General features: G+C 60.4%; 21 protein-coding genes. 14 read left to right on the top strand and 7 right to left on the bottom strand.

Translation table 11 applies throughout. The annotated features are described in order from the left end of the window. Positions 1-255 precede the first annotated feature (255 nt). The gene (locus tag D6877_RS19665) at positions 256-1,617 is read left to right on the top strand and encodes an MATE family efflux transporter (protein ID WP_130911836.1); all 1,362 of its coding nucleotides are present in this window, start codon (positions 256-258) and stop codon (positions 1,615-1,617) included. 61 nt (positions 1,618-1,678) lie between these two features. On the opposite strand, the gene D6877_RS19660 is transcribed toward D6877_RS19665, so the two are convergent. From D6877_RS19660 to D6877_RS19645, 4 genes are all read right to left on the bottom strand, one after another. Further along, positions 1,679-3,418: a dipeptidase gene (locus D6877_RS19660; protein WP_130911835.1), complete on the bottom strand. Its 1,740-nt coding sequence runs from the start codon at positions 3,416-3,418 to the stop codon at positions 1,679-1,681. Between the two features lie 187 nt (positions 3,419-3,605). Beyond that, on the bottom strand, positions 3,606-4,244 hold the full coding sequence (locus tag D6877_RS19655) for a LysE family translocator (RefSeq protein ID WP_016773667.1): 639 nt from the start codon (positions 4,242-4,244) through the stop codon (positions 3,606-3,608). Position 4,245: 1 nt separating this feature from the next. After that, positions 4,246-5,016, bottom strand: coding sequence for a 2OG-Fe(II) oxygenase (locus tag D6877_RS19650; RefSeq protein ID WP_122700212.1), 771 nt, complete (start codon positions 5,014-5,016; stop codon positions 4,246-4,248). Between the two features lie 90 nt (positions 5,017-5,106). Beyond that, complete coding sequence (locus D6877_RS19645; RefSeq protein WP_130911834.1) at positions 5,107-5,733, bottom strand: alanyl-tRNA editing protein; 627 nt, start codon at positions 5,731-5,733, stop codon at positions 5,107-5,109. Positions 5,734-5,822: 89 nt separating this feature from the next. On the opposite strand from D6877_RS19645, the gene D6877_RS19640 reads away from it, so the two are divergent. After that, positions 5,823-6,821, top strand: coding sequence for a LysR family transcriptional regulator (locus tag D6877_RS19640; RefSeq protein WP_130911833.1), 999 nt, complete (start codon positions 5,823-5,825; stop codon positions 6,819-6,821). Between the two features lie 629 nt (positions 6,822-7,450). Here D6877_RS19640 and D6877_RS19635 read toward each other — a convergent pair. Next, on the bottom strand, positions 7,451-7,858 hold the full coding sequence (locus D6877_RS19635) for a PA2817 family protein (protein WP_039760212.1): 408 nt from the start codon (positions 7,856-7,858) through the stop codon (positions 7,451-7,453). A gap of 73 nt (positions 7,859-7,931) precedes the next feature. Beyond that, positions 7,932-10,379, bottom strand: a complete 2,448-nt coding sequence (locus D6877_RS19630) for an acyl-CoA dehydrogenase (RefSeq protein WP_130911832.1) — start codon at positions 10,377-10,379, stop codon at positions 7,932-7,934. A 247-nt stretch (positions 10,380-10,626) separates the two neighbouring features. Between D6877_RS19630 and D6877_RS19625 the strand changes: the two genes are divergently transcribed. The 4 genes from D6877_RS19625 to D6877_RS19610 all read left to right on the top strand — a co-directional run bounded on the left by D6877_RS19625 (position 10,627) and on the right by D6877_RS19610 (position 13,795). Further along, complete coding sequence (locus D6877_RS19625) at positions 10,627-11,286, top strand: transglutaminase family protein (RefSeq protein ID WP_130911831.1); 660 nt, start codon at positions 10,627-10,629, stop codon at positions 11,284-11,286. 43 nt (positions 11,287-11,329) lie between these two features. Further along, entirely contained in the window at positions 11,330-11,953 is a 624-nt protein-coding gene (locus D6877_RS19620; RefSeq protein ID WP_071173231.1) for a glutathione S-transferase, read from the top strand. A 133-nt stretch (positions 11,954-12,086) separates the two neighbouring features. Beyond that, on the top strand, positions 12,087-13,019 hold the full coding sequence (locus tag D6877_RS19615) for an ABC transporter ATP-binding protein (RefSeq protein ID WP_016771010.1): 933 nt from the start codon (positions 12,087-12,089) through the stop codon (positions 13,017-13,019). Then, a complete protein-coding gene (locus D6877_RS19610) occupies positions 13,016-13,795 on the top strand; it encodes an ABC transporter permease (protein ID WP_130911830.1) in 780 nt (259 codons plus the stop codon). The genes D6877_RS19615 and D6877_RS19610 overlap by 4 nt, the downstream gene beginning before the upstream one ends. A gap of 138 nt (positions 13,796-13,933) precedes the next feature. Here D6877_RS19610 and D6877_RS19605 read toward each other — a convergent pair whose 3' ends face one another. Continuing rightward, positions 13,934-14,452, bottom strand: a complete 519-nt coding sequence (locus tag D6877_RS19605) for a DUF2062 domain-containing protein (protein ID WP_130911829.1) — start codon at positions 14,450-14,452, stop codon at positions 13,934-13,936. Positions 14,453-14,588: 136 nt separating this feature from the next. Here D6877_RS19605 and D6877_RS19600 point away from each other — a divergent pair, with 136 nt between their 5' ends. The 8 genes from D6877_RS19600 (at position 14,589) to murB (ending at position 21,445) form a co-directional block, all read left to right on the top strand. After that, complete coding sequence (locus tag D6877_RS19600) at positions 14,589-16,823, top strand: DNA internalization-related competence protein ComEC/Rec2 (RefSeq protein WP_130911828.1); 2,235 nt, start codon at positions 14,589-14,591, stop codon at positions 16,821-16,823. A gap of 101 nt (positions 16,824-16,924) precedes the next feature. Then, positions 16,925-17,560 (top strand): MotA/TolQ/ExbB proton channel family protein, encoded by a 636-nt coding sequence (locus D6877_RS19595; RefSeq protein WP_016771007.1) that lies wholly within the window; start codon positions 16,925-16,927, stop codon positions 17,558-17,560. Beyond that, entirely contained in the window at positions 17,557-17,985 is a 429-nt protein-coding gene (locus D6877_RS19590; RefSeq protein ID WP_130911827.1) for a biopolymer transporter ExbD, read from the top strand. The genes D6877_RS19595 and D6877_RS19590 overlap by 4 nt, the downstream gene beginning before the upstream one ends. Beyond that, the gene (gene lpxK, locus D6877_RS19585; RefSeq protein ID WP_130911826.1) at positions 17,985-18,995 is read left to right on the top strand and encodes a tetraacyldisaccharide 4'-kinase; all 1,011 of its coding nucleotides are present in this window, start codon (positions 17,985-17,987) and stop codon (positions 18,993-18,995) included. The genes D6877_RS19590 and lpxK overlap by 1 nt, the downstream gene beginning before the upstream one ends. 23 nt (positions 18,996-19,018) lie before the next feature. After that, the gene (locus D6877_RS19580) at positions 19,019-19,204 is read left to right on the top strand and encodes a Trm112 family protein (protein WP_003179363.1); all 186 of its coding nucleotides are present in this window, start codon (positions 19,019-19,021) and stop codon (positions 19,202-19,204) included. Continuing rightward, entirely contained in the window at positions 19,201-19,965 is a 765-nt protein-coding gene (kdsB, locus tag D6877_RS19575) for a 3-deoxy-manno-octulosonate cytidylyltransferase (protein WP_130911825.1), read from the top strand. Before D6877_RS19580 ends, kdsB begins: the two co-directional genes overlap by 4 nt. Next, positions 19,965-20,429, top strand: a complete 465-nt coding sequence (locus tag D6877_RS19570; protein WP_130911824.1) for a low molecular weight protein-tyrosine-phosphatase — start codon at positions 19,965-19,967, stop codon at positions 20,427-20,429. The genes kdsB and D6877_RS19570 overlap by 1 nt, the downstream gene beginning before the upstream one ends. Further along, entirely contained in the window at positions 20,426-21,445 is a 1,020-nt protein-coding gene (murB, locus tag D6877_RS19565) for a UDP-N-acetylmuramate dehydrogenase (RefSeq protein WP_130911823.1), read from the top strand. The genes D6877_RS19570 and murB overlap by 4 nt, the downstream gene beginning before the upstream one ends. Positions 21,446-21,511 lie beyond the last annotated feature (66 nt).

Raw genomic sequence — 21,511 nt, 5'->3', positions numbered from 1 at the left:
ACGACCTTGCCAAGGTCGGGGTCGCGAGTTCGAGTCTCGTTTCCCGCTCCAATTTCATAAAAACGCCGATCAGTGATGATCGGCGTTTTTGTTTGTGCGCGTTTTGTACCTGCCGCGCTTCGTTACAACTTTCCTACAGCGATCCCGTGAAACTCGGAAGCAGCCGACAGCCAGCGCATGGGCAATTCTGAGATAACGACGCCGTTCCTGGCTATGACGCCAGCATCGGCCAGTCGATTGTGAGGATCTCATTCAATGTTTCAAAAAACTGCCACTGTTGATGCTTTGCGAGAAATACGGGCCACCGCCTGGCTGGCGTTGCCGTTGGTCATCGGGCATGTCAGTGCCGGGCTTATCGCCTTCGTTGACAACCTGATCGCCGGCAACCATGGCACCGATACCCTGGCGGCGGTGACTTTGGGCACTGCCTTGTTGTGGCTGCCGATGCTGGTGCCGATCGGTACGCTGATTGCGCTGACCGCTTCGGTCGCACGTTTGCACGGCGCGGATCGAATAAGCGAGATCGGTCCGGTGTTCCGCCAGGCATTCTGGTTGGCGCTGTTCATGGGGGGCGTGATGTTCGCTTTTCTCAGCCTCGCGCCGGCATTACTGGCGCCGGCAGGAATTGCGCCGCAAATGATTCCCGGCGCACGAGACTTTTTGCACGCCGTGCGATGGGGCAGTCCGGCGCTGACGCTGTTTTTCTGCATGCGTTATCTGTGCGAAGGAATGCACTGGATGCGCCCGACCATGATTCTAAGTTTTGGTGGGTTGCTGTTGCTGGCGCCAATGGGTTACGTGCTGACCAACGGCAAGCTTGGGTTTCCGGAACTGGGTGCTCAAGGCCTGGGCATTGCCTCGGCATCGTTGATGTGGCTGCAGGCGCTGCTGTTCGCCTGTTACCTGTGGCGCGGCAAACGGTTGGCGCATTTGCAGCTGTTTTCCCGGTTTGATCTGCCGTGTCGTGCTGGCATCCTCGATTTGCTGAAGGTCGGAATGCCAATCGGTATTGCGATTCTGACCCAGGGCAGTCTTTTCATCGTTACCTCGTTACTCATCGGCCGACTCGGTTCGACCTTTCTCGCGGCGCATCAGATCGCAGTCAATCTCGCGCAGCTGTGTTTCATGATTCCGGTCGCCGTCGCCGAGGCGACAACCGTGCGGGTCGGTCACGCGCTGGGCCGAGGCGACTTCAGGGCGGTGCGGCGGGCGGCGTATGCGGGTTGTGTCATCGTTGTTGTCGCCCAGAGTTTTTCGATGTTGGCCATGCTTTTGGGCAATCAGATGATTGCCGGCTGGTACAGCTCGGATCTCGCGGTCACCGCGCTGGCCTCGACGCTGCTCCTCTACGCTGCGGCTTTGCAGTTCCCAGATGGCATGCAGATGCTCGCGGCGGGAGCGTTGCGCGGTTTGCAGGACACGCGAATCCCCATGTGGCTGGCGATTTTCTGTTACTGGGGAATAGGTCTACCGTTGGGATGCCTGATGGCATTTGGTATGGGCTGGGGGCCGCAAGGGATATGGGCAGGGCTCATCACTGCGTTAACGTTGGCGACGGTGTTGATGGGATGGCGCTTCGTCCACCGCAGCCGGGAAGCGACCACGGTCACGCAATGAACGAAAAGGCCCGAGGGTGCATACCCTCGGGCCTTTCTTTACCACCGGGTTGAACCGATATTCAAAGCTTCGGCAACTGCCCGACACGCCCCATCATTTCCGTGACGATCTGCAGATCCAGCAGGAACTGGTCGACGGTCTTGAATTCGCCATCGGTGTGGCCGGTGTACTTGGCCTCAGGTCGAGCCAGGCCGAATTGCACGCCGTTCGGCAATTCGTGAACCGAAGTCGCGCCAGCGGAAGTACCGAATTCCGACTTCATGCCGAGGTTTTCGCTGGCTACGGCAAGCAGCGCCTTGACCCACTCCCCCTCGGGGTTGCGATACATCGGCTCGGCCACGGAATAGTCGAACGCTACAGCGACATGAGTCTTCTTGCTCCAGGCATCCAGTTTCTCAGCAATTTCAGCCTTGAGCTTTTCCGGAGACTTGCCCTTCGGCACGCGCAGGTTTACCGCCAGTTTGAAGGCTTTGTCATCTTCGCCGACGTAGGTCAGCGAAGTGGTCAGTGGTCCCATGAACGAATCAGAGAAGCCAACGCCAAGTTTTTTGCCCAGATAATCCAGGCCCCAGTTGTCATCGGCATAGCGCGCCGCGTCGGTGAACTGGTTGTGCTTGAGCGCGATTTTGCCGTTCAGGCTGTTGAGGAAACTCAACATGCGCGCGACCGGGTTGACGCCGGACTCAGGCTCGGAGGAGTGCGCAGAAACGCCGGTGACGGTCAGTTTGACGTCCTTGCCATCAACCTTCGCCGCGACTTCGAAATCGCCGCCATTGGCTTTGGCATAAGCGTCGCCGGCTTTTTGCAGACTGGCGGCGAGCTCGGCTGGCTTGTCGGTTACCAGTGTGACCACCGAAGCCGATGGGATCTGGTTGGTCGCTTTGCCGCCAGTCATCGAAACGATTTCCGCGCCGGTGCCTTCAGCTTTGCGTTTGGCAAAGTTGGCCATGACGGTGCCGTAACCTTTTTCGGCGATCACCACCGGATAACCGCCGTCCAGCGCCATGTTGTAGTTCGGCGTCGGGTTGCGTTCGAAGTAATAAGGAATGGCGTCGCCGCTGGTTTCTTCGGTGGTGTCGACCAGCAACTTGAAGTTGCGCGCCAGGGGCAGTTTCTCGTCCTTGATCACTTTCATGGCATACAGCGCTACGACGATCGCGTTCTTGTCGTCTTCAGTGCCCCGGCCGTACATGCGATCACCGATCAGCGTGACTTTGAACGGGTCGAGTTTGGTGCCGTCCTTCAGCACCCAGTTTTCCGGAGTCACCGGCACCACATCGGCGTGGGCATGAATGCCGACGACTTCGTCGCCTTTGCCGTCCAGAGAGATTTCGTAGACACGGTTATCAATATTGCGGAACTTCAAACCGAAAGATTCGGCGAGTTTCTGGATCTCGCCGGCAATCTTGATGAATTCCGGGTTGTCGTGTTGCTCCACGCCGTCCTTGCGGAAGGTCGGGATCTCGACGAGTTGGCGCAGGGTTTCCAGCGCGGCCTTGCCATATTTCACGCGGGTATAAATGCCCAGCAAGCGATGAATTTCATTCTGCTGTTCGGCGTTCAGGGTCTTGTTGTCGAGAAAGGCGCTGATGGACGGGTTGAGCTTATCCGTCTTGGCCAGGTCGCTTTTCGCCAGGCTGCCAAGGAAGCTACAAAAGTCCGTCACGTTCTTGCCATCGAAGGATTTCAGAATCGCTGCACTTTGCTCGGCAGTGATGTTGGCTTGTGCGGCGCTGGTAAACGCGGTGAGGCTGGCCATGACGAGCGTGGCAGCGGCCAGTTTTTTCAGGGAAAAGACCATGTAACAGGCATTCCTTTGCTAGAGATTGGGAGAATATGTCTGACGCTTGCGGCAGAAACATTTTGCAACCTACCACCATGAGCAGGTGAAGAGGGAGTCACAAACTTGATCTGTCGCACAGAAATGCAAAAGAGGCGCACAAATGAAAAAATCCCGGCAACTGATGCCGGGACTTTTTTTGTGCGAGTTACATCGACAGCATCAGGCGTCCGGCAAATAGAATGAGGATGACGCCCATGCTGCGCTCGAACCAGTGTCCAAGGCGCATGAACAGCAGGCGCACTTTGTTGCTGGAGAAAAACAGCGCGACGATCACGAACCACAGCGCGTTGACGAAGCACATCCACAAACCATAGAACGCCTGGATCTGCAGCGGTGTGCTGGCACTGATGATCGTGGTGAAGATGGCCAGGAAAAACAGCGTGGCCTTGGGGTTGGTCGCGTTGGTCAGAAAACCGGTGCTGAATGCCTTGAACAGTGACTGTTCAACCAGTGGCTCATCGGCGGTTTTTTCGCCTTCGACGCTGCTCTTGGGTTTGCTGCGGATCAGGCTGACGCCCAGATAGAGGATGTAAGCCCCACCGACCACTTTGGCCACAGTCAGCAGCCACGGCGTGGTGTGCATCAAGGCGCCGACGCCGAGCAGGGTATACAGCACGTGCACGGAGATTCCCGCGCCGATGCCCAGCGCAGTGCAGATGCCGACGAGCCGGCCGAAGCGCACGCTCTGGCGGATGGTCACGGCGAAGTCCGGACCGGGCGCCACCACGGCGAGAAAGTGGATGGTCGCCAATGCGAGAAATTCGCCCAAGTAGTTGGAAAGCATGTCAGCTCCAGAAAGTCAGAGGGGAGGCATTGCCGCGATAGCCGACAAAGAACGACAGGCTCAAACGCGGATCCGCCACACCCGGGGTCACCGAGTGCATGCGCCGCGAATTGAACATGATGAAATCGCCGGGCTGCGGTCGTACTTCCAGCGCCGGCGGCCCCAGCAGCGACGGCTCGATGCCATAACTGTCGCCGCGCATTTCGTCGAATTGATCCGGGGTGATGTGGTCATTCCACATCTGCAAGGCGCCACCCTCGGTGGGCATGTTCAGGTAGACGTTGCAGGCAAATTGCGCCTCGAGGCTGCGCGCCTGAAAACTGTCCGGGGCGTCCTTGGCGAAGATGTCGTGATGAGCAAGAAAGCACACGCCGGGTTTGACCACGCGCGACAAGCCGACATACATCTTGCGCCCGTAGAGGTTTTCCAGATGCGCGCCCGCGGGCCAGGATTCGTCGAGCATGCAGCGCAACGTGTCGATCGGCGAAGAGTAGGGCGCGCAGCGCTGGCGCAGTTCGTCGATGTTGCGGGTGGCGCGTTCGAAGTAGTCCTCGATCAGCAGCGGCTGGTTTTCCGCCTCGTAAAAGGCCATGCCGATACGGCCGATACTCGGCGCGTTGATGTAGCCTTCAAAGCCCGGGGCGAGGATCTTGTCGCCGATCTCGATCGCCAGCGGCTCGGGCAGAAAGCGTTTGACGCGGATGGCGAGGACTTCTTCGTTGGCCAGTTTTTTTATGCACGTCTCATCGAGACGCTCGACGTCTAGCATCATTTGTTTTAGGTCCATCTATCGATAGTCAACGGAACCGGCGAGTGCGGTTCCCCGGCGTCGGATGCTGCGCGATGGCAGCGTCCGAAATGCTCAATCCACGCTGTAGTGGACGGACAGCGTGCCTTTCTTCTGCGAAAGCGACGCGATCGTGACTGTGCCCAAATCCTTCAGGCTGCGTACGTGGGTGCCACCGCAGCCATAGGCTGGCAGCTCACCGAAACTGATTTCCCGCGCGCCCTCGCGCAGTGAAGTCAGACGCGGCAGATCGTGTTCGATCCACTGCTCGATGCCGGTTTGCACGGTTGGCGCATCGACTTCTTCTGCGCCATCGCCCGGCTTGAATTGCACCCGGCCTTCGTCCGGCCAGTGGTGCGCCTTGATCGGCATCCAGCCCATGGCCTGAATGAAATGACCGATCAGGTGCCCGGCCGAGTGCATGCGTGTGTTGAAGCGGCGGCGTTCTTCATCGATGCGGATGACGGTCATGCCCAGCGGCAGCGGTCGGTCGACGAAATGCACAATGCACTCCGGCTCTTGTACCACTCGCGACACCCGGCTTTCACCGATCCAGCCGGTATCGCTAGGCTGTCCACCGCCCTGGGGGTGAAACAGGGTCGCCCGCAGCACTACGGCGAATTCGTTCTCGTGGGGTGTGCAGTCGAGGACTTCGACATTCGCCTTGAGGTCGTCACTGTGAAAAAACAGGCGAAGCGTCATATTCCATGCCCTGATCGAAGTTCTGTTTTTATTATATGAATCGTGCAATAACGTGATAATCCATTCGAACATCAAAGGACTTGTGCGTTGTGAGCATCAATCTTCCGCTGCCGCTGCTGGGTGAAATGGCGATTTTCGTCAAGGTCGTCGAGACCGGCAGCTTCTCCGAAGCAGCCCGGCAGATGGGTTCCTCACCCTCGGCGGTCAGTCGCAGTATTTCCCGATTGGAAAAGGCGTTGGCCACGCGCTTGCTGCAACGCACCACACGCAAACTGCGCTTGAGCGATGGCGGCGAAGAGGTGTTCAAGCGTTGCCAGGAAATGGTCAGTGCGGCCAGGTCGGTGATGGAAATCAGCGGCCAGTTCACCCACGAAGCCGAAGGTCTGGTACGGGTCAGCGTGCCGAAAGCGGTGGGGCGCTTTGTGATTCATCCGCACATGCCGGAGTTTCTGCGCCGCTATCCCAAGGTCGATGTCGAGTTGTTGCTGGAAGATCGTCAGGTCGATCTGATCGATGATCACGTTGATCTGGCGATACGCATCACTGATCGTCCGCCGGCGGGTCTGGTCGGGCGGCAGTTGCTGACCATCGATCATTTGCTTTGCGCCACGCCGCAATACCTGGCCGAACACGGCAAGCCGACGCATCCTCACGATTTGCTCAACCACAGTTGTATTTATCTGGGCGAAACGCCGAGCGATGCACGCTGGAAATTCAAGAAGGGCAGCAAGGCGGTGACGGTCGGCGTGCGTGGGCGTTATGCCGCGAACCACACGGGCGTGCGCTTGGGGGCGGTGTTGCAGCACATCGGCATTGGCAGTCTGCCGTATTTCACGGCGCGTTATGCGCTGGAACAGAAGTTGATTGTGCAGGTGTTGCCGGACTGGACGTTTCTTGCTTCCTATCATGGCGGGTTGTGGCTGCTGCATTCGCCGACACGGTATTTGCCGCCGAAGTTGCGGGTGTTTATTGATTATCTGGTGGAGTGTTTGCAGAAGGAGCCGACGTTGGGTAGGCCCGGGAAATCTGCCGGTGGGAGCAATGCGGCTGTGGCGTATGAGCTGCCGGAGAGTGAGGGGTTGCTTTGAGGTTTTTTTGGTGGGACTTGGCGGCCTTGGGGCCGACCAGGTTCTTGGGGTTTTGGGTGTATATCCGTTTCTGCGGGTGCTGCGGCTGGCGGTTTCGCCCTTACGGCGAGTCACTTTTTCAGACGCCAAAAAGTAACCAAAACGCTTGCTCCTGCGTTCGGCCCTCGCAGGCTCGGGTTCCTTCGCTCCGGGACTGATCCGGGCGCAGCGGCTACGGTTTGCTTCGCTGCACCTCCTTCCGCTGTGTCTGGCTGCGCCAGACGGTCGCTGCGCTCCCACCCCCGGATCAATCCCTCCGCTCAGCCTTCCGACGTCGCCTGTGAATCAAGATCAAGAGCGGTACTCGAGCTTGCGCTCATTGTTTTGAGTGGTTAGGAGCGGGAGGTGTCTGGCTTTGGTTTTGTAGTGGATTTTTCCCTCACCCCAGCCCTCTCCCCGAGGAGAGGGAGCCGATTTTTTGGCTTTTCGAATCTCATTCGACTCGGTAATTCAGGTCGACGTACTTCATCCAAACAGCGCGGTCAGTCCCCTCTCCCTCCGGGAGAGGGCTAGGGTGAGGGGCTTTTGATCTTGAAAAAAAAAGGCCCGCATGGATCACCGGTGCGGGCCTTTCGATTACCTGTCGAATATCAATGCTTGCTGTCCTGCGCCGACATGGCCAGCAGTTGTTTTTCCTGGTTCCAGTCGAACGGTTCGTCGTTCTGTTCGGCTTCGTAGCGGCGTTCTTCGAGGGCCTGGTAGAGGTCGATTTCTTCGTCGGAGAGGTAGTGCAGGCAGTCGCCGGCGAAGAACCACAGCAGGTCGCGGGGGATCAAGTGGGCGATTTGCGGGTAGCGGCTGATGACTTGGGTGAGGATGTCCTGGCCCAGGTATTGGCTTTCGATAGGGTCGATCGGCAGGGAGGCCAGCAGTTCGTCGAAGCGCTCGAGGAACAGGGCATGGCTTTCTTCGGGCACTTGTTCGGCCTCACCTACGGCGACCAGGATACTGCGCAGGTGGTCGAGCAACACGAGATGATCGGCAACGACGTTGGACACGAGATAAGTCCTCAAGAGCAAAACGGGCGCGGGAGTATAAAGCCCTCGCGCCGTTTTTTCACATAAACCGGGATCAGCGGACTTTGCCCGCTGCCTGGCTCAGTTCCTCTTTGGCGAAATCATCGACGTCGATCACCTTGCGGCGGGCCGCTTCGGCGTCGCGCAGGCTTTGCGCTTCGACGGCTTGCAGTACGCCGGCTTCCAGCGCGGCATCGATGGCGTGTTCGCCGGCTGCCGGTTTGACCTGGCCGCTCTTCAGTGCGGTGTGCAGTTTTTTGTGCAGCGGTTGCGCGGCATTGAGCAGGTCACTGGCGTGTTGCAGCGCGCCCACGGCATCGTCCGCCGATTGCGGGCGGTAGCAGCCGGCGAGCAGTTCTTCCAGCGCCGGATCGCCCTTGGCGCGACCGATGACCGCAGCGACTTCAGCGCCGAGTTTGTCCGATGGGCCTTTGTGACGGCGACCGAACGGGAAGACGATGACCCGCAGCAGGCAGCCGAAGACTTTGTTCGGGAAGTTGCTCAGCAGTTCATCCAGCGCACGCTCCGACTGGCCGAGGCTTTCTTCCATGGCCCAGCGGAACAGCGGCTCCATGTACGCCGGCGAATCCAGGTCGTGATAACGCTTGAGCGCGGCGGAGGCCAGATACAGGTTGCTCAGTACATCGCCAAGGCGAGCCGACAGACGTTCGCGGCGTTTCAGTTCGCCACCCAGGAGCATCATGCTGAAGTCGGCGAGCATGGCGAATGCGGCGGCTTGACGGTTGAGCGCGCGGAAGTAGCCTTGGCTGATCCTGTCACCCGGCGCATGTTCGAAATGACCGAGCCCAAGGTTCAGCACCAGTGTGCTGGCCGCGTTGCTGACGGCGAAGCCGATGTGCTTGAGCAGCAGGCCATCGAATTCCTTGAGTGCCTGATCTTTGTCCTGGCGACCGGCCAGGGCCATTTCCTTGAGTACGAACGGATGGCAGCGAATCGCGCCCTGACCGAAGATCATCAGGTTGCGCGACAGGATGTTCGCGCCTTCGACGGTGATGAAGATCGGCGCACCGTTCCAGCTGCGGCCGAGGTAGTTGTTTGGCCCCATGATGATCGCTTTACCACCATGCACATCCATGGCGTGGCTGATGCATTCGCGGCCGCGTTCGGTGAGGTGGTATTTGAGAATCGCCGACAGCACCGATGGTTTTTCCCCCAGGTCCACCGCATTGGCGGTGAGCATGCGGGCGGCGTCCATCATCCATGCGTTGCCGCCAATGCGCGCCATGGCTTCCTGGATGCCTTCGAAAGCGGACAGCGGTACATTGAATTGCTCGCGAATCTGCGCGTACTGACCAGTGACCAGACTGGTGAACTTGGCCGCACCGGTACCGACGGCTGGCAGCGAGATTGAACGCCCGACGGACAGGCAGTTCATCAGCATCATCCAGCCTTTGCCGAGCATTTCCTGACCACCGATGAGGTAGTCCAGCGGAATGAACACGTCCTTGCCGGAGTTCGGGCCGTTCATGAACGCGGCGCCCAGCGGCAGGTGACGACGACCGATCTCAACACCTGCGGTATCGGTCGGGATCAGCGCCAGACTGATGCCGAGGTCTTCTTCTTCACCGAGCAGGTGATCCGGGTCATAAGCCTTGAATGCCAGGCCAAGCAGGGTAGCGACCGGGCCGAGGGTGATGTAGCGCTTTTCCCAGTTCAGGCGCAGGCCGATGACTTCTTCACCTTCCCACTGGCCTTTGCAGATGATCCCGGTGTCGGGCATCGCGCCGGCGTCGGAACCGGCCAGCGGGCCGGTGAGGGCGAAGCACGGGATATCGTCGCCACGGGCCAGGCGTGGCAGGTAGTGATTGCGTTGTTCATCGGTGCCGTAGTGCAGCAGCAATTCGGCCGGGCCGAGGGAGTTCGGGACCATCACGGTTGAGGCGAGGTCACCGCTGCGCGTCGCCAGTTTCATTGCCACTTGGGAGTGAGCGTAGGCGGAGAAGCCTTTGCCGCCGTATTCCTTGGGAATGATCAGGGCGAAAAAGCCGTGTTCCTTGATGTGCGTCCAGGCCTCGGGCGGCAGGTCCATGGACTGGCCGATCTGCCAGTCGCTGACCATTGCGCAGAGTTCTTCGGTCGGGCCATCGATGAACGCCTGTTCTTCTTCGCTCAGTTGCACTTTTGGATAGGACAGCAGTTTGTCCCAGTCCGGACGGCCGCTGAACAGCTCGCCGTCCCACCATACGGTGCCGGCATCGATCGCGTCGCGTTCGGTCTGCGACATCGGCGGCAGGGTTTTCTGGAACCAGTTGAACAGCGGCGCGGTGAAGTGCTTGCGGCGCAGGTCAGGCAGCAACAATGGCGCGGCGACCACCGCCAACAGGACCCAGAAGATGAACAGCAGCCAGCCCGGCGCGTGACTGAAAATCCCCATGGCGACCAGATAGGCCGCCACGATGCCCAACGCGGGCAGCGGGGCGATGCGTCGATGGGCGAGATACGCCACGCCGACGATCAAAACCAGTATCCACAACAACAGCATATTCAGTCCTCCGTGAACCAAGGCAAATCGACCCTCCAGAGCTTAGACGGCATCTGTGAAACCGGGTGGTCAGAGCATGGTGATTGAAATCGTGGGAAACCCCGGATGGTTTTCGTAGGTTCGGTGGGCAACACGTGTGGGAAATCGTTCGTTGCTGCGCAGCTTTGCTTTCAGGTTTGGCCGAAACGTCGTTATCTCTGTGCTCAGGCTGTCGCTAGACTCGTGACTCATCCAGGAGATTGCCGTCATGCACGAGTATCTGAGCCCCGGCCGCTTCATCGATAGTGACCACCCGGCAGTGGTGGAGTTCGCCGAGCAGCATCGCGGTGCCAGTAATGATCCGCGTGAGCAGACGATCAGTCTTTATTACGCCGTGCGCGAGGCGGTGCGCTACAACCCGTACACCTTCAGCCGTGATCCGCAAACCCTGCGCGGCAGTTACGCACTCGCAGCAGGGGAGAGTTACTGCGTGCCGAAAGCCACGCTGCTTGCCGGTTGTGCGCGGCATTGCGGGATCCCGGCGCGCATCGGTCTGGCCGATGTGCGCAATCACCTGTCGACGCCACGTCTGCTCGAGTTGCTGAAAAGCGATGTGTTTGCCATGCATGGCTACACCGAGCTGTTTCTCGACGGCCGCTGGGTCAAGGCGACGCCAGCGTTCAACCAGCAATTGTGCGAGTTGTTCAACGTCGCAGCGCTGGAGTTCGATGGCATCAATGACAGCGTTTTCCATCCGTTCAACCGTGACGGCGCGCAGTTGATGGAGTATCTGCTCGATCACGGCCAATTCACCGATGTGCCGGAAACCTTCTTCTTCGAGCACCTGCAAAAGTGCTATCCGCATCTGTTCAGTGAGCAACTGCCGGTGCTGCTGGGCGACATGCAGAGCGATTTGAGTCGCACCTGATCCGGCGTATGCTGGCCGTCCACTCACTTGCAAAGAGGCGGTCATGCTGAAGATCTGGGGACGGAAAAATTCATCGAATGTCAGAAAGCCCTTGTGGGCTGCCGAAGAGTTGGGCCTGGCTTACGAGGCCATCGATGCCGGCGGCGCGTTCGGTGTGGTCGACACGCCCGAGTACCGCGCGATGAACCCCAATGGCCGGGTGCCGGTGATCGAGGATGACGGTTTCGTGCTATGGGAATCCAACGCCATCGTTCGCTATCTGCTGGCCAAACACGCCCCGGACAGCGCCTGGTATCCGGCGGATGCGCAAGCCCGCGCCACGGCGGACAAATGGATGGACTGGACCACGTCGAGTTTCGCCGGGCCGTTTCGCACGGTGTTCTGGGGTGTGCTGCGCACGCCTGCGGAGAAGCAGGACTGGAAGGCGATCAACGCCGCGATCAAGGAGTGCGATGAATTGCTGAACATGGCCGACCATGCCTTGATCAGCCAGCCTTATCTGTCCGGAAACGAGATTGGCATGGGCGACATCCCGCTGGGCAGCTTCATTTATGCCTGGTTCGAAATGCCCATCGAGCGCGCCCCGCAACCACATCTGCAGGCCTGGTATGAGCGTTTGAAGCAGCGTCCGGCCTATCAGAAGGCGGTCATGACCGCGTTGACTTGATAATTACTATCGACACACTTGACTGTACTTGTGCGGCGGGGGCAAGCACCATTGCGAACTTGCGCCGCGGTTGTTTCCCTCGCCGCCCGCCCTTATTTACTTCTTTCCTTCCTTCTTGGTGCGTAAATCCGATATGAGTTCCGCTCTGTCCATCCGGCAGCTAACCAAAACCTACGGCAACGGGTTCCAGGCCTTGAGTGGTATCGATCTGGACGTCGCCGAAGGTGACTTTTTCGCCTTGCTCGGCCCCAACGGCGCCGGCAAATCCACCACCATCGGCATTCTCTCGACCCTGGTCAACAAGACCAGCGGCACCGTGAATATTTTCGGCAATGACCTGGACAAGAACCCGGCGGCGCTCAAACGCTCGATCGGCGTGGTGCCGCAGGAATTCAACTTCAACCAGTTCGAAAAGACCTTCGACATCGTCGTAACCCAGGCCGGTTACTACGGCATTCCGGCGAAAGTCGCCAAGGAACGCGCCGAGCAGTACCTGACCCAGCTCGGCCTGTGGGACAAGCGTGATGTGCCGTCGCGTTCGCTGTCCGGCGGCATGAAACGGCGTTTGATGATTGCCCGTGCGCTGGTGCATGAACCGCGTCTGCTGATCCTCGATGAGCCGACTGCGGGCGTCGATATCGAACTGCGCCGCTCGATGTGGACCTTCCTCACCGAGCTGAATCAGAAGGGCATCACCATCATCCTGACCACGCATTACCTGGAAGAGGCCGAGCAGCTGTGCCGCAACATCGGCATCATCGACCACGGCACCATCGTCGAAAACACCAGCATGAAACAGTTGCTGGGCCAGTTGCATGTGGAGACCTTTTTGCTTGACCTGAAGAACGACTTGAGCGCGGCGCCGCAATTGCTCGGCTACCCGGCCCGATTGCTCGACGGCCACACGCTGGAGGTGCAGGTCGACAAATCCATGGGCATCACGGCGTTGTTCACCCAGTTGGCGCAGCAGAACATCGAAGTGCTGAGCCTGCGTAACAAAACCAATCGCCTCGAGGAGTTGTTCGTGTCCCTGGTGGAGAAAAATCTGTCGAAGGTGGCGGTATGAGTTCCGAGTTCGGGCCCAACCTCGTCGCCCTGCAAACCATCGTCTACCGCGAGGTCAAACGCTTCATGCGGATCTGGCCGCAGACGCTGCTGCCGCCGGCGATCACCATGGTTCTGTACTTCGTGATCTTCGGCAACCTGATCGGCCGGCAGATCGGCGACATGGGTGGCTTCACTTACATGGAGTACATCGTGCCGGGGCTGATCATGATGTCGGTGATCACCAACTCCTACGGCAACGTGGTCTCGAGCTTCTTCGGCAGCAAGTTCCAGCGCTCGATCGAAGAGCTGATGGTCTCGCCGGTGTCACCGCACACCATCCTGATCGGCTTCACCATTGGCGGCGTATTGCGCGGTCTGGCAGTGGGTCTGATCGTGACGATCCTGTCGCTGTTCTTCACCGATTTGCAGGTGCATCATCTCGGCGTGACCATCCTGGTGGTGGTGCTGACCGCGACAATCTTCTCGCTGCTGGGCTTCATCAACGCGGTGTTTGCGCGCAACTTCGATGATATTTCGATCATTCCGACCTTTGTGCTGACCCCGCTGACCTACCTGGGCGGCGTGTTCTACTCGATCACTTTGCTGCCACCGTTCTGGCAGACCGTGTCGCTGGCCAACCCGGTGCTGCACATGGTCAACGCCTTCCGCTACGGCATCCTTGGTGTCTCGGATATCCGTATCGGCATCGCCATTACCTTCATGCTGGTGGCGACCGTGGCGCTGTATCTCGGCTGTGCGCGGTTGCTGGTGAGCGGGCGCGGGATGCGTACCTGATCCGACCGCGTCGCTTTCTTCGCGAGCAGGCTCGCTCCCACACTGGAATGATGTTCTCTGTGGGAGCGAGCCTGCTCGCGAAGGGGCCAGCGCAGACACAACAAAAAACGGCCTCCCATCGCGGAGGCCGTTTTGCATTCATTTCTGCCGGCTTTTCTTGCGCCTCCGCCATTGCCGCGCCACCCACCAGCGCCAGTACAGCATCACCAGAAAGTAGGCGAGGACGCCCAGCACCAGGCCGACGACCACCGAGCCCAATAAAAACGGCTGCCACAGCGTCGACAGCTCACCGCTGATCCATTCCCAGGTCAGCTCGTCCGGCAGATGCCGCGCCGGCACATCCATCAGAAACGCCCCGGCCTGGTAGGTGCAGAAAAACACCGCCGGCATGGTGATCGGATTGGTCAGCCAGACCAGGCTCACCGCGATCGGCATATTGCCGCGCACCATCACCGCCAATGCCGCCGCGACCAGCATCTGCGCAGGTATCGGCAGGAATGCCGCAAAAAGGCCGACCGCCATCCCCCGGGCGACCGAGTGGCGGTTGAGATGCCAGAGGTTAGGGTCATGCAGCAACGTGCCGAGAAAGCGTAAGGATTTGTGTTCCCTGATGCTCGTCGGGTCGGGCATGTAACGTTTGAATAAGCGCCGGGGCATAAGGCTTCTCGGTCGGTTAAGGCGGCAAGTATGTCTGGATTCTACGAACCGCCCATTCAGACTTTGTGACAATTGTTGACGACAGTGGTGCCGCAGACCCGCTATGCCTAAGGAGGGGACTCTCAAGGACGGGCATATGCGCACAGGGATGATGGCGCTGGCAGTCGGTCTGCTGGCCCCGGTTTTTTTGCCGGCCTTGCCGCCGGTCGGCTTGCTGGTAGTGCTGCCAGTGGTGGCGCTGATGCTGCTGCCGTTTCGCAGCTATCCATTGGCATTTTTGCTGTTTGGCTTTACCTGGGCCTGCGTTAGCGCGCAGTGGGCGCTGAATGACCGCTTGCCACCGAGTCTGGACGGAGAAACCCGTTGGCTCGAAGGGCGTGTGGTCGGCTTGCCGCAGCACAGCGATGGCGTGGTGCGTTTCGAGCTGGCTGATGCGTGTTCACGCCATGAAAAACTGCCATCGCTGCTGCGCCTGGCCTGGTACGCCGGGCCGCCGGTCAATAGTGGTGAGCGTTGGCGTCTGGCGGTGAAATTGAAGCGCCCGAGTGGCTTGCTCAACCCGGACGCCTTCGATTACGAGGCCTGGCTGCTGGCGCAACGGATCGGGGCGACCGGCACTATCAAGGATGGCCAGCGCCTGGCTGAGGCCCGGTATGCATGGCGCGACGGCGTCCGCCAGCGCCTGCTGGCGGCCGATGCGCAAGGACGAGAGGGCGCGCTGGCGGCGCTGGTGCTTGGTGACGGTTCAGGCCTCAGTCGCGAGGATTGGCAGGTGCTGCAAGACACCGGCACCGTGCATTTGCTGGTGATCTCCGGCCAGCACATCGGCTTGCTCGCCGCAGTGATGTATCTGCTGGTCGCCGGGCTGGCGCGGTTCGGAATCTGGCCATTGCGCTGGCCATGGTTGCCGTGGGCCTGTGGCCTGGCATTCGCGGCGGCGCTGGGTTACGGCTTGCTCGCCGGCTTCGATGTGCCGGTGCAGCGCGCCTGCGTGATGGTGGCGCTTGTGCTGTTGTGGCGCCTGCGTTTTCGCCATCTCGGCGCGTGGTGGCCGTTGTTGCTGGCGTTCAATGGCGTGCTGTTGTTCGATCCGCTGGCCAGCTTGCGTCCCGGCTTCTGGCTGTCCTTCGCGGCGGTGGCAGTGTTGATCTTCACTTTCGGCGGGCGGCTAGGGGCCTGGCGGTGGTGGCAGACCTGGACCCGCGCACAGTGGCTGATCGCGATCGGCTTGTGTCCGGTGTTGCTGGCGCTGAGCTTGCCGATCAGCGTCAGCGGGCCTGTAGCCAATCTGCTGGCCGTTCCGTGGGTCAGCCTCGTGGTGCTGCCGCCGGCATTGCTTGGCACGCTATTGCTGCCCGTGCCTTATGTCGGCGAAGGGCTGCTATGGCTGGCCGGTGGTTTGATCGACTGGCTGTTTATCGGGCTGGCGCTGATTGCCGGGCAATGGCCAGCGTGGATACCTGCCGCCATTCAATTTTGGGCGTTGATACTGGGCAGCCTTGGCGTGATTTTATTGTTGTTGCCCCGTGGTGTGCCGCTGCGTCCGTTGGGCTGGCCGCTGCTCTTGCTCTTGGTGTTGCCGCCCCGAGAGCGCATGGAAGAAGGGCGGGCCGATGTCTGGCAACTCGACGTCGGCCAAGGCCTGGCCATCCTCATCCGCACCCGCCATCACGCGCTTCTCTATGACGCCGGCCCACGTTTCGGCGAGTTCGATCTCGGCGAGCGAGTGGTATTGCCAGCGTTACGTAAATTCAATGTGCAAGCGCTAGACCTGATGCTGCTCAGCCACGCTGACGCCGATCACGCTGGCGGCGCCCGGGCGGTCATGCGTGGCTTTAACGTGCACCGCGTGGTCAGCGGCGATCCGCCAAACCTGCCGCCCGAGTTGAGCGCCGAAGCCTGCGCGAGTGGCGAACAGTGGCAGTGGGACGGCGTGCAGTTCCAGCTCTGGCAATGGTCGGCAGCCGATGACAGCAACCAGCGCTCCTGTGTCTTGCAGATCGAGGCCAACGGCGAACGCCTGCTGCTCACCGGCGACATCGACATTCGCGCCGAGCGTGTCCTGCTCGACAGCCCGCTGGCCGTGCCGACGCAGTGGCTGCAATCGCCCCATCACGGCAGCCGCAGTTCATCATCGATGGCCCTGCTCAAAGCCTTGCAGCCCGAAGCGGTGCTGATCTCCCGTGGCCACGGCAACTCCTTCGGTCATCCTCATCCAACCGTGCTGGCGCGCTACCGCAAGCAAGGTCTGCGCATCTACGACAGCGCCGAGCAAGGCGCCATTCATCTGCAGCTGGGTAGCTTCAAGCCGCCCTGGACGATGCGTCAACAGCGGCGTTTCTGGCGCGATCCACCGGTGGCTGGCCGTTGATCGGTGCCAGCATGAGTGCCACCTCACGGTCGTCGGGGCGGCGACTCTTAATCGCGGATCGGTATGGTAAAGTGGCGCACTTTTTCGAGGGGACTGTCACTGTGTGGGAATTGGTCAAATCCGGCGGCTGGATGATGTTGCCGATCATTCTGAGTTCCATCGCGGCCATGGCGATCGTCGCCGAGCGCCTGTGGACACTGCGCGCCAGTCGCGTCACCCCCGAGCATCTGCTGGGTCAGGTCTGGGTCTGGATCAAGGACAAGCAGCTCAACAAGGAAAAACTCAAGGAATTGCGCGCCAACTCGCCGCTGGGGGAAATCCTCGCCGCAGGCCTGGCCAATTCCAAGCATGGTCGCGAGATCATGAAAGAGTGCATCGAAGAGGCTGCTGCGCGGGTCATTCATGAGCTCGAACGCTACATCAACGCCCTCGGCACCATCGCCGCCATGGCGCCGCTGCTCGGCCTGCTCGGCACTGTGTTGGGCATGATCGACATTTTCAGTGCCTTCACCGGTTCCGGCATGACCACCAATGCTTCGGTACTGGCCGGCGGTATTTCCAAAGCGCTGATCACGACCGCAGCGGGCCTGATGGTCGGGATTCCAGCGGTGTTCTTCCACCGGTTTTTGCAGCGCCGCATCGACGAGCTGGTGGTCGGTATGGAGCAGGAAGCGATCAAACTGGTGGAAGTGGTGCAGGGCGACCGTGATGTCGATCTGGCCGAGGGCAAAGCGTGAAATTCCGTCGCAAGCCCCGGGAAACCGTAGACATCAACCTCGCGTCGCTGATCGACGTGGTGTTTATCCTGCTGCTGTTTTTCGTGGTCACTACCACTTTCACTCGGGAAACCCAGTTGCGCGTGGATCTGCCGGAAGCGGTCAGCGGTTCGCCTGCCGAAGATCAGCAGGTCAAACAGCTGGACGTCGCCATCAGTGCCGAAGGCGTGTTCTCGGTGAACAACAGGATTCTGCCGAAGAATGATCTGGCGACGCTGATGGAAGCCATGCAGAAAGAATCCAACGGCGACACCAACATGCCGCTGTCGATCAGTGCCGATGGCAAGGCCCAGCATCAATCGGTGATCACCGCCATGGACGCGGCCGGCAAGCTCGGTTTCAGCCATCTGCGCATGACCACGGTCGAGGCGGCGCCGAAATCCTGATGAGCCTGTCCGATCGCCTGCTCGCCGCGTGGTATCAGGGGCATCCGGCCCTGACGCTGCTGCGGCCACTGGAAATGCTGTATCGCCGCGTGGTGATCAACAAGCGTCAGCGCTTTCTCGACGGCGAAGGTGAAATCTACCAATCGCCGGTTCCGTTGATCGTGGTCGGCAATATCACCGTTGGCGGTACCGGCAAGACGCCGATGATTCTCTGGCTGATCGATCATTGCCGACGCCGTGGACTGCGCGTTGGTGTGGTCAGTCGCGGTTATGGCGCCAAACCGCCGCAACTGCCGTGGCGGGTTGAGGCCGAGCACAGCGCCGAGATTGCCGGTGACGAGCCGCTGCTGATCGTCCAGCGCACCGGCGTGCCGCTGATGATTGATCCCGATCGCAGCGCCGCCGTCAAAGCCTTGATTGCCAGTGAGCCACTGGACCTGATTCTGTCTGACGACGGCATGCAGCATTATCGTCTGGCGCGGGATCTGGAACTGGTGCTGATCGATGCCGCACGGGGCTTGGGCAACCAGCGCTGTCTGCCGGCCGGGCCGTTGCGTGAGCCGGTCGAGCGCCTGCAAAGTGTGGATGGCGTGCTGTTCAACGGTGCCCTTGATGATCGCGACGATGGTTTCGCCTTCCGGCTGCAACCCACCGCACTGGTCAATCTGCGCAGCGGCGAGCGTCAGTCGCTCGAGCATTTCCCGCCCGGGCAAGCGCTGCACGCGGTGGCCGGGATCGGCAATCCGCAACGTTTCTTCAATACCCTCGAAGCGCTAGACTGGCGCCCGGTTCCGCATGCGTTTGCCGACCACGCCGAGTACAGCGTGCAGGCCCTGAATTTCACCCCGTCATTGCCCTTGGTAATGACCGAAAAGGACGCGGTGAAGTGCCGTGCCTTTGCTGCTGCCGACTGGTGGTATCTGGCGGTCGATGCCGTGCCGTCGCCAGCCTTCATGGCCTGGTTCGACACTCAGCTGATGCGCCTGTTGCCGGATCGTCTGCTGCCTTAACTCTTTTATTTCTGGGAATGTTCATGGACACCAAACTGCTCGACATCCTCGCTTGCCCCGTGTGCAAAGGCCCGCTCAAGCTCAGCGCCGACAAGACCGAACTGATCAGCAAGGGCGCCGGCCTGGCCTATCCGATCCGCGACGGCATTCCGGTGATGCTGGAAAGCGAAGCGCGCACCCTGACCACCGACGAGCGTCTGGATAAATGACCACAGCCTTCACCGTTGTCATCCCGTCGCGGTTCGCCTCGACCCGTCTGCCGGGCAAGCCGTTGCTGGATATCGCCGGCAAACCAATGATCCAGCATGTCTGGGAACAGGCGAGCAAAAGCAGCGCGACCCGCGTCGTGGTTGCCACCGATGACGCGCGCATCGTCGAGGCGTGCAAAAGCTTTGGCGCCGAAGTGGTGCTGACCCGTGAAGATCACAACTCCGGCACCGATCGTCTGGCCGAGGTCGCGGCTAAACTGGGCCTTGCGCCTGATGCGATCGTGGTCAACGTCCAGGGCGATGAGCCGTTGATTCCGCCGAGCGTGATCGATCAGGTCGCCGCTAACCTTGCCGCTCACACCGAAGCGCGCATGGCCACGCTGGCTGAGCCGATCGAAGACGTGGAGACCCTGTTCAACCCCAACGTGGTCAAGGTCGCCAGCGACATCAACGGCCTCGCGCTGACTTTCAGCCGCGCGACCTTGCCATGGGCTCGCGATGCATTTGCCAAGAGCCGCGAGCACCTGCCGGAAGGCGTGCCCTATCGCCGCCACATCGGTATTTATGCCTATCGCGCCGGGTTCCTCCACGACTTCGTGAGCTGGGGGCCGTGCTGGCTGGAAAACACCGAATCCCTCGAACAACTGCGTGCCTTGTGGCACGGCGTGCGTATCCATGTTGCCGACGCGCTGATCGCGCCGCCGACCGGTGTCGACACCGTCGAAGACCTTGAGCGGGTTCGTCGCCTGCTGGGGGCCTGATGCGCGTTCTGTTTGTGTGCCTGGGCAACATCTGCCGTTCGCCCACCGCCGAAGGCGTGTTGCGCCACAAGTTGCGTGAAGCCGGGCTGGCGGATGTGGTCGAAGTGGCCTCCGCGGGCACCGGTGACTGGCACGTCGGCAACCCGCCGGACAAGCGCAGCCAGGCCGCGGCGAAACTGCGCGGTTATGACTTGTCGACGCAACGCGCGCAGCAGGTCAGCCGGGCCGATTTCGCCAGCTACGACCTGATTCTCGCCATGGACAACAGCAATCTGCGCAACCTCAAGGCCCTGCAGCCGTCCACCGGCAGAGCCGAGCTGGATCTGTTTTTGCGTCGTTATTCCGGGCTGGTCGATGAAGTGCCGGACCCGTATTACGACGGTGATCAGGGTTTCGAGCAGGTGCTCGATCTGATCGAAGCGGCCTGCGACCAGTTGCTGATCGAAGTGAAGGGCCGTTTATGAGTTTGCAGGTCCAACCGCAAGTATCGTTGCAGGCCTTCAATACGTTTGGCGTCGATGTGCGCGCGCAGCTGTTTGCCGAAGCCCACAGTGATGACGATGTCCGCGAAGCGCTGGCCTATGCCGCGTCCCATGACGTGCCGTTGCTGGTGATCGGCGGCGGCAGCAACTTGCTGCTGACGGCGGATATTCCGGCGTTGGTATTGCGCATGGCCACGCGCGGCATCCGCGTGCTCAGCGACGATGGCAGTCGCGTGGTGGTCGAGGCGGAAGCGGGCGAACCGTGGCATCCGTTCGTGCAGCACACGCTGGCCCAGGGTTTTGCCGGGCTGGAAAACCTCAGCCTGATTCCCGGCACCGTCGGCGCCGCGCCGATGCAGAACATCGGTGCCTATGGCGTCGAGATCAAGGATGTCTTCGCTGGGCTGACTGCGCTGGATCGCGAGAGCGGCGAGCTGCGGGATTTCAGCCTGGAACAGTGCAACTTCGGCTACCGCGACAGTGTGTTCAAGCAGCAGCCGGGACGTTGGCTGATCCTGCGGGTGCGCTTCAAGCTTGATCGCGCCGCGCACCTGCATCTGGAATACGGCCCGGTCCGTCAGCGCCTGAGCGAGCAGGGCATCGAGCAGCCGACGCCCAACGACGTCAGCCGCGCCATCTGCAGCATCCGCAGCGAAAAACTGCCGGACCCGGCGGTGCTCGGCAATGCCGGCAGCTTTTTCAAGAATCCGCTGGTGCCTGCCGCTGTGGTCACGCAGATCAAAGCGCAGTACCCGGATCTGGTGGCTTACCCGCAAGCCGATGGGCAGATGAAACTGGCCGCTGGCTGGCTGATCGAACGCGCCGGCTGGAAGGGTTTTCGCGATGGCGATGCCGGCGTGCACATGTTGCAGGCGCTGGTGCTGGTCAACTACGGCACGGCCACCGGCCTGCAACTGCTCGACCTGGCGCAACGTATCCAGAAAGACATCGCCGAACGCTTCCATGTCGAACTGGAAATGGAGCCCAACCGCTATTGAGGCTACGCTTGCCATAAGCCATTCAAAGCCCTGCACTGATGAAAAAGTGCAGGGCTTTTTTGTTAA

The sequence above is a fragment of the Pseudomonas sp. Sample_9 genome, assembly GCF_004307535.1.
GTDB lineage: Bacteria > Pseudomonadota > Gammaproteobacteria > Pseudomonadales > Pseudomonadaceae > Aquipseudomonas > Aquipseudomonas mercuritolerans.
This window is presented reverse-complemented; position numbering and strand designations above follow the sequence as displayed.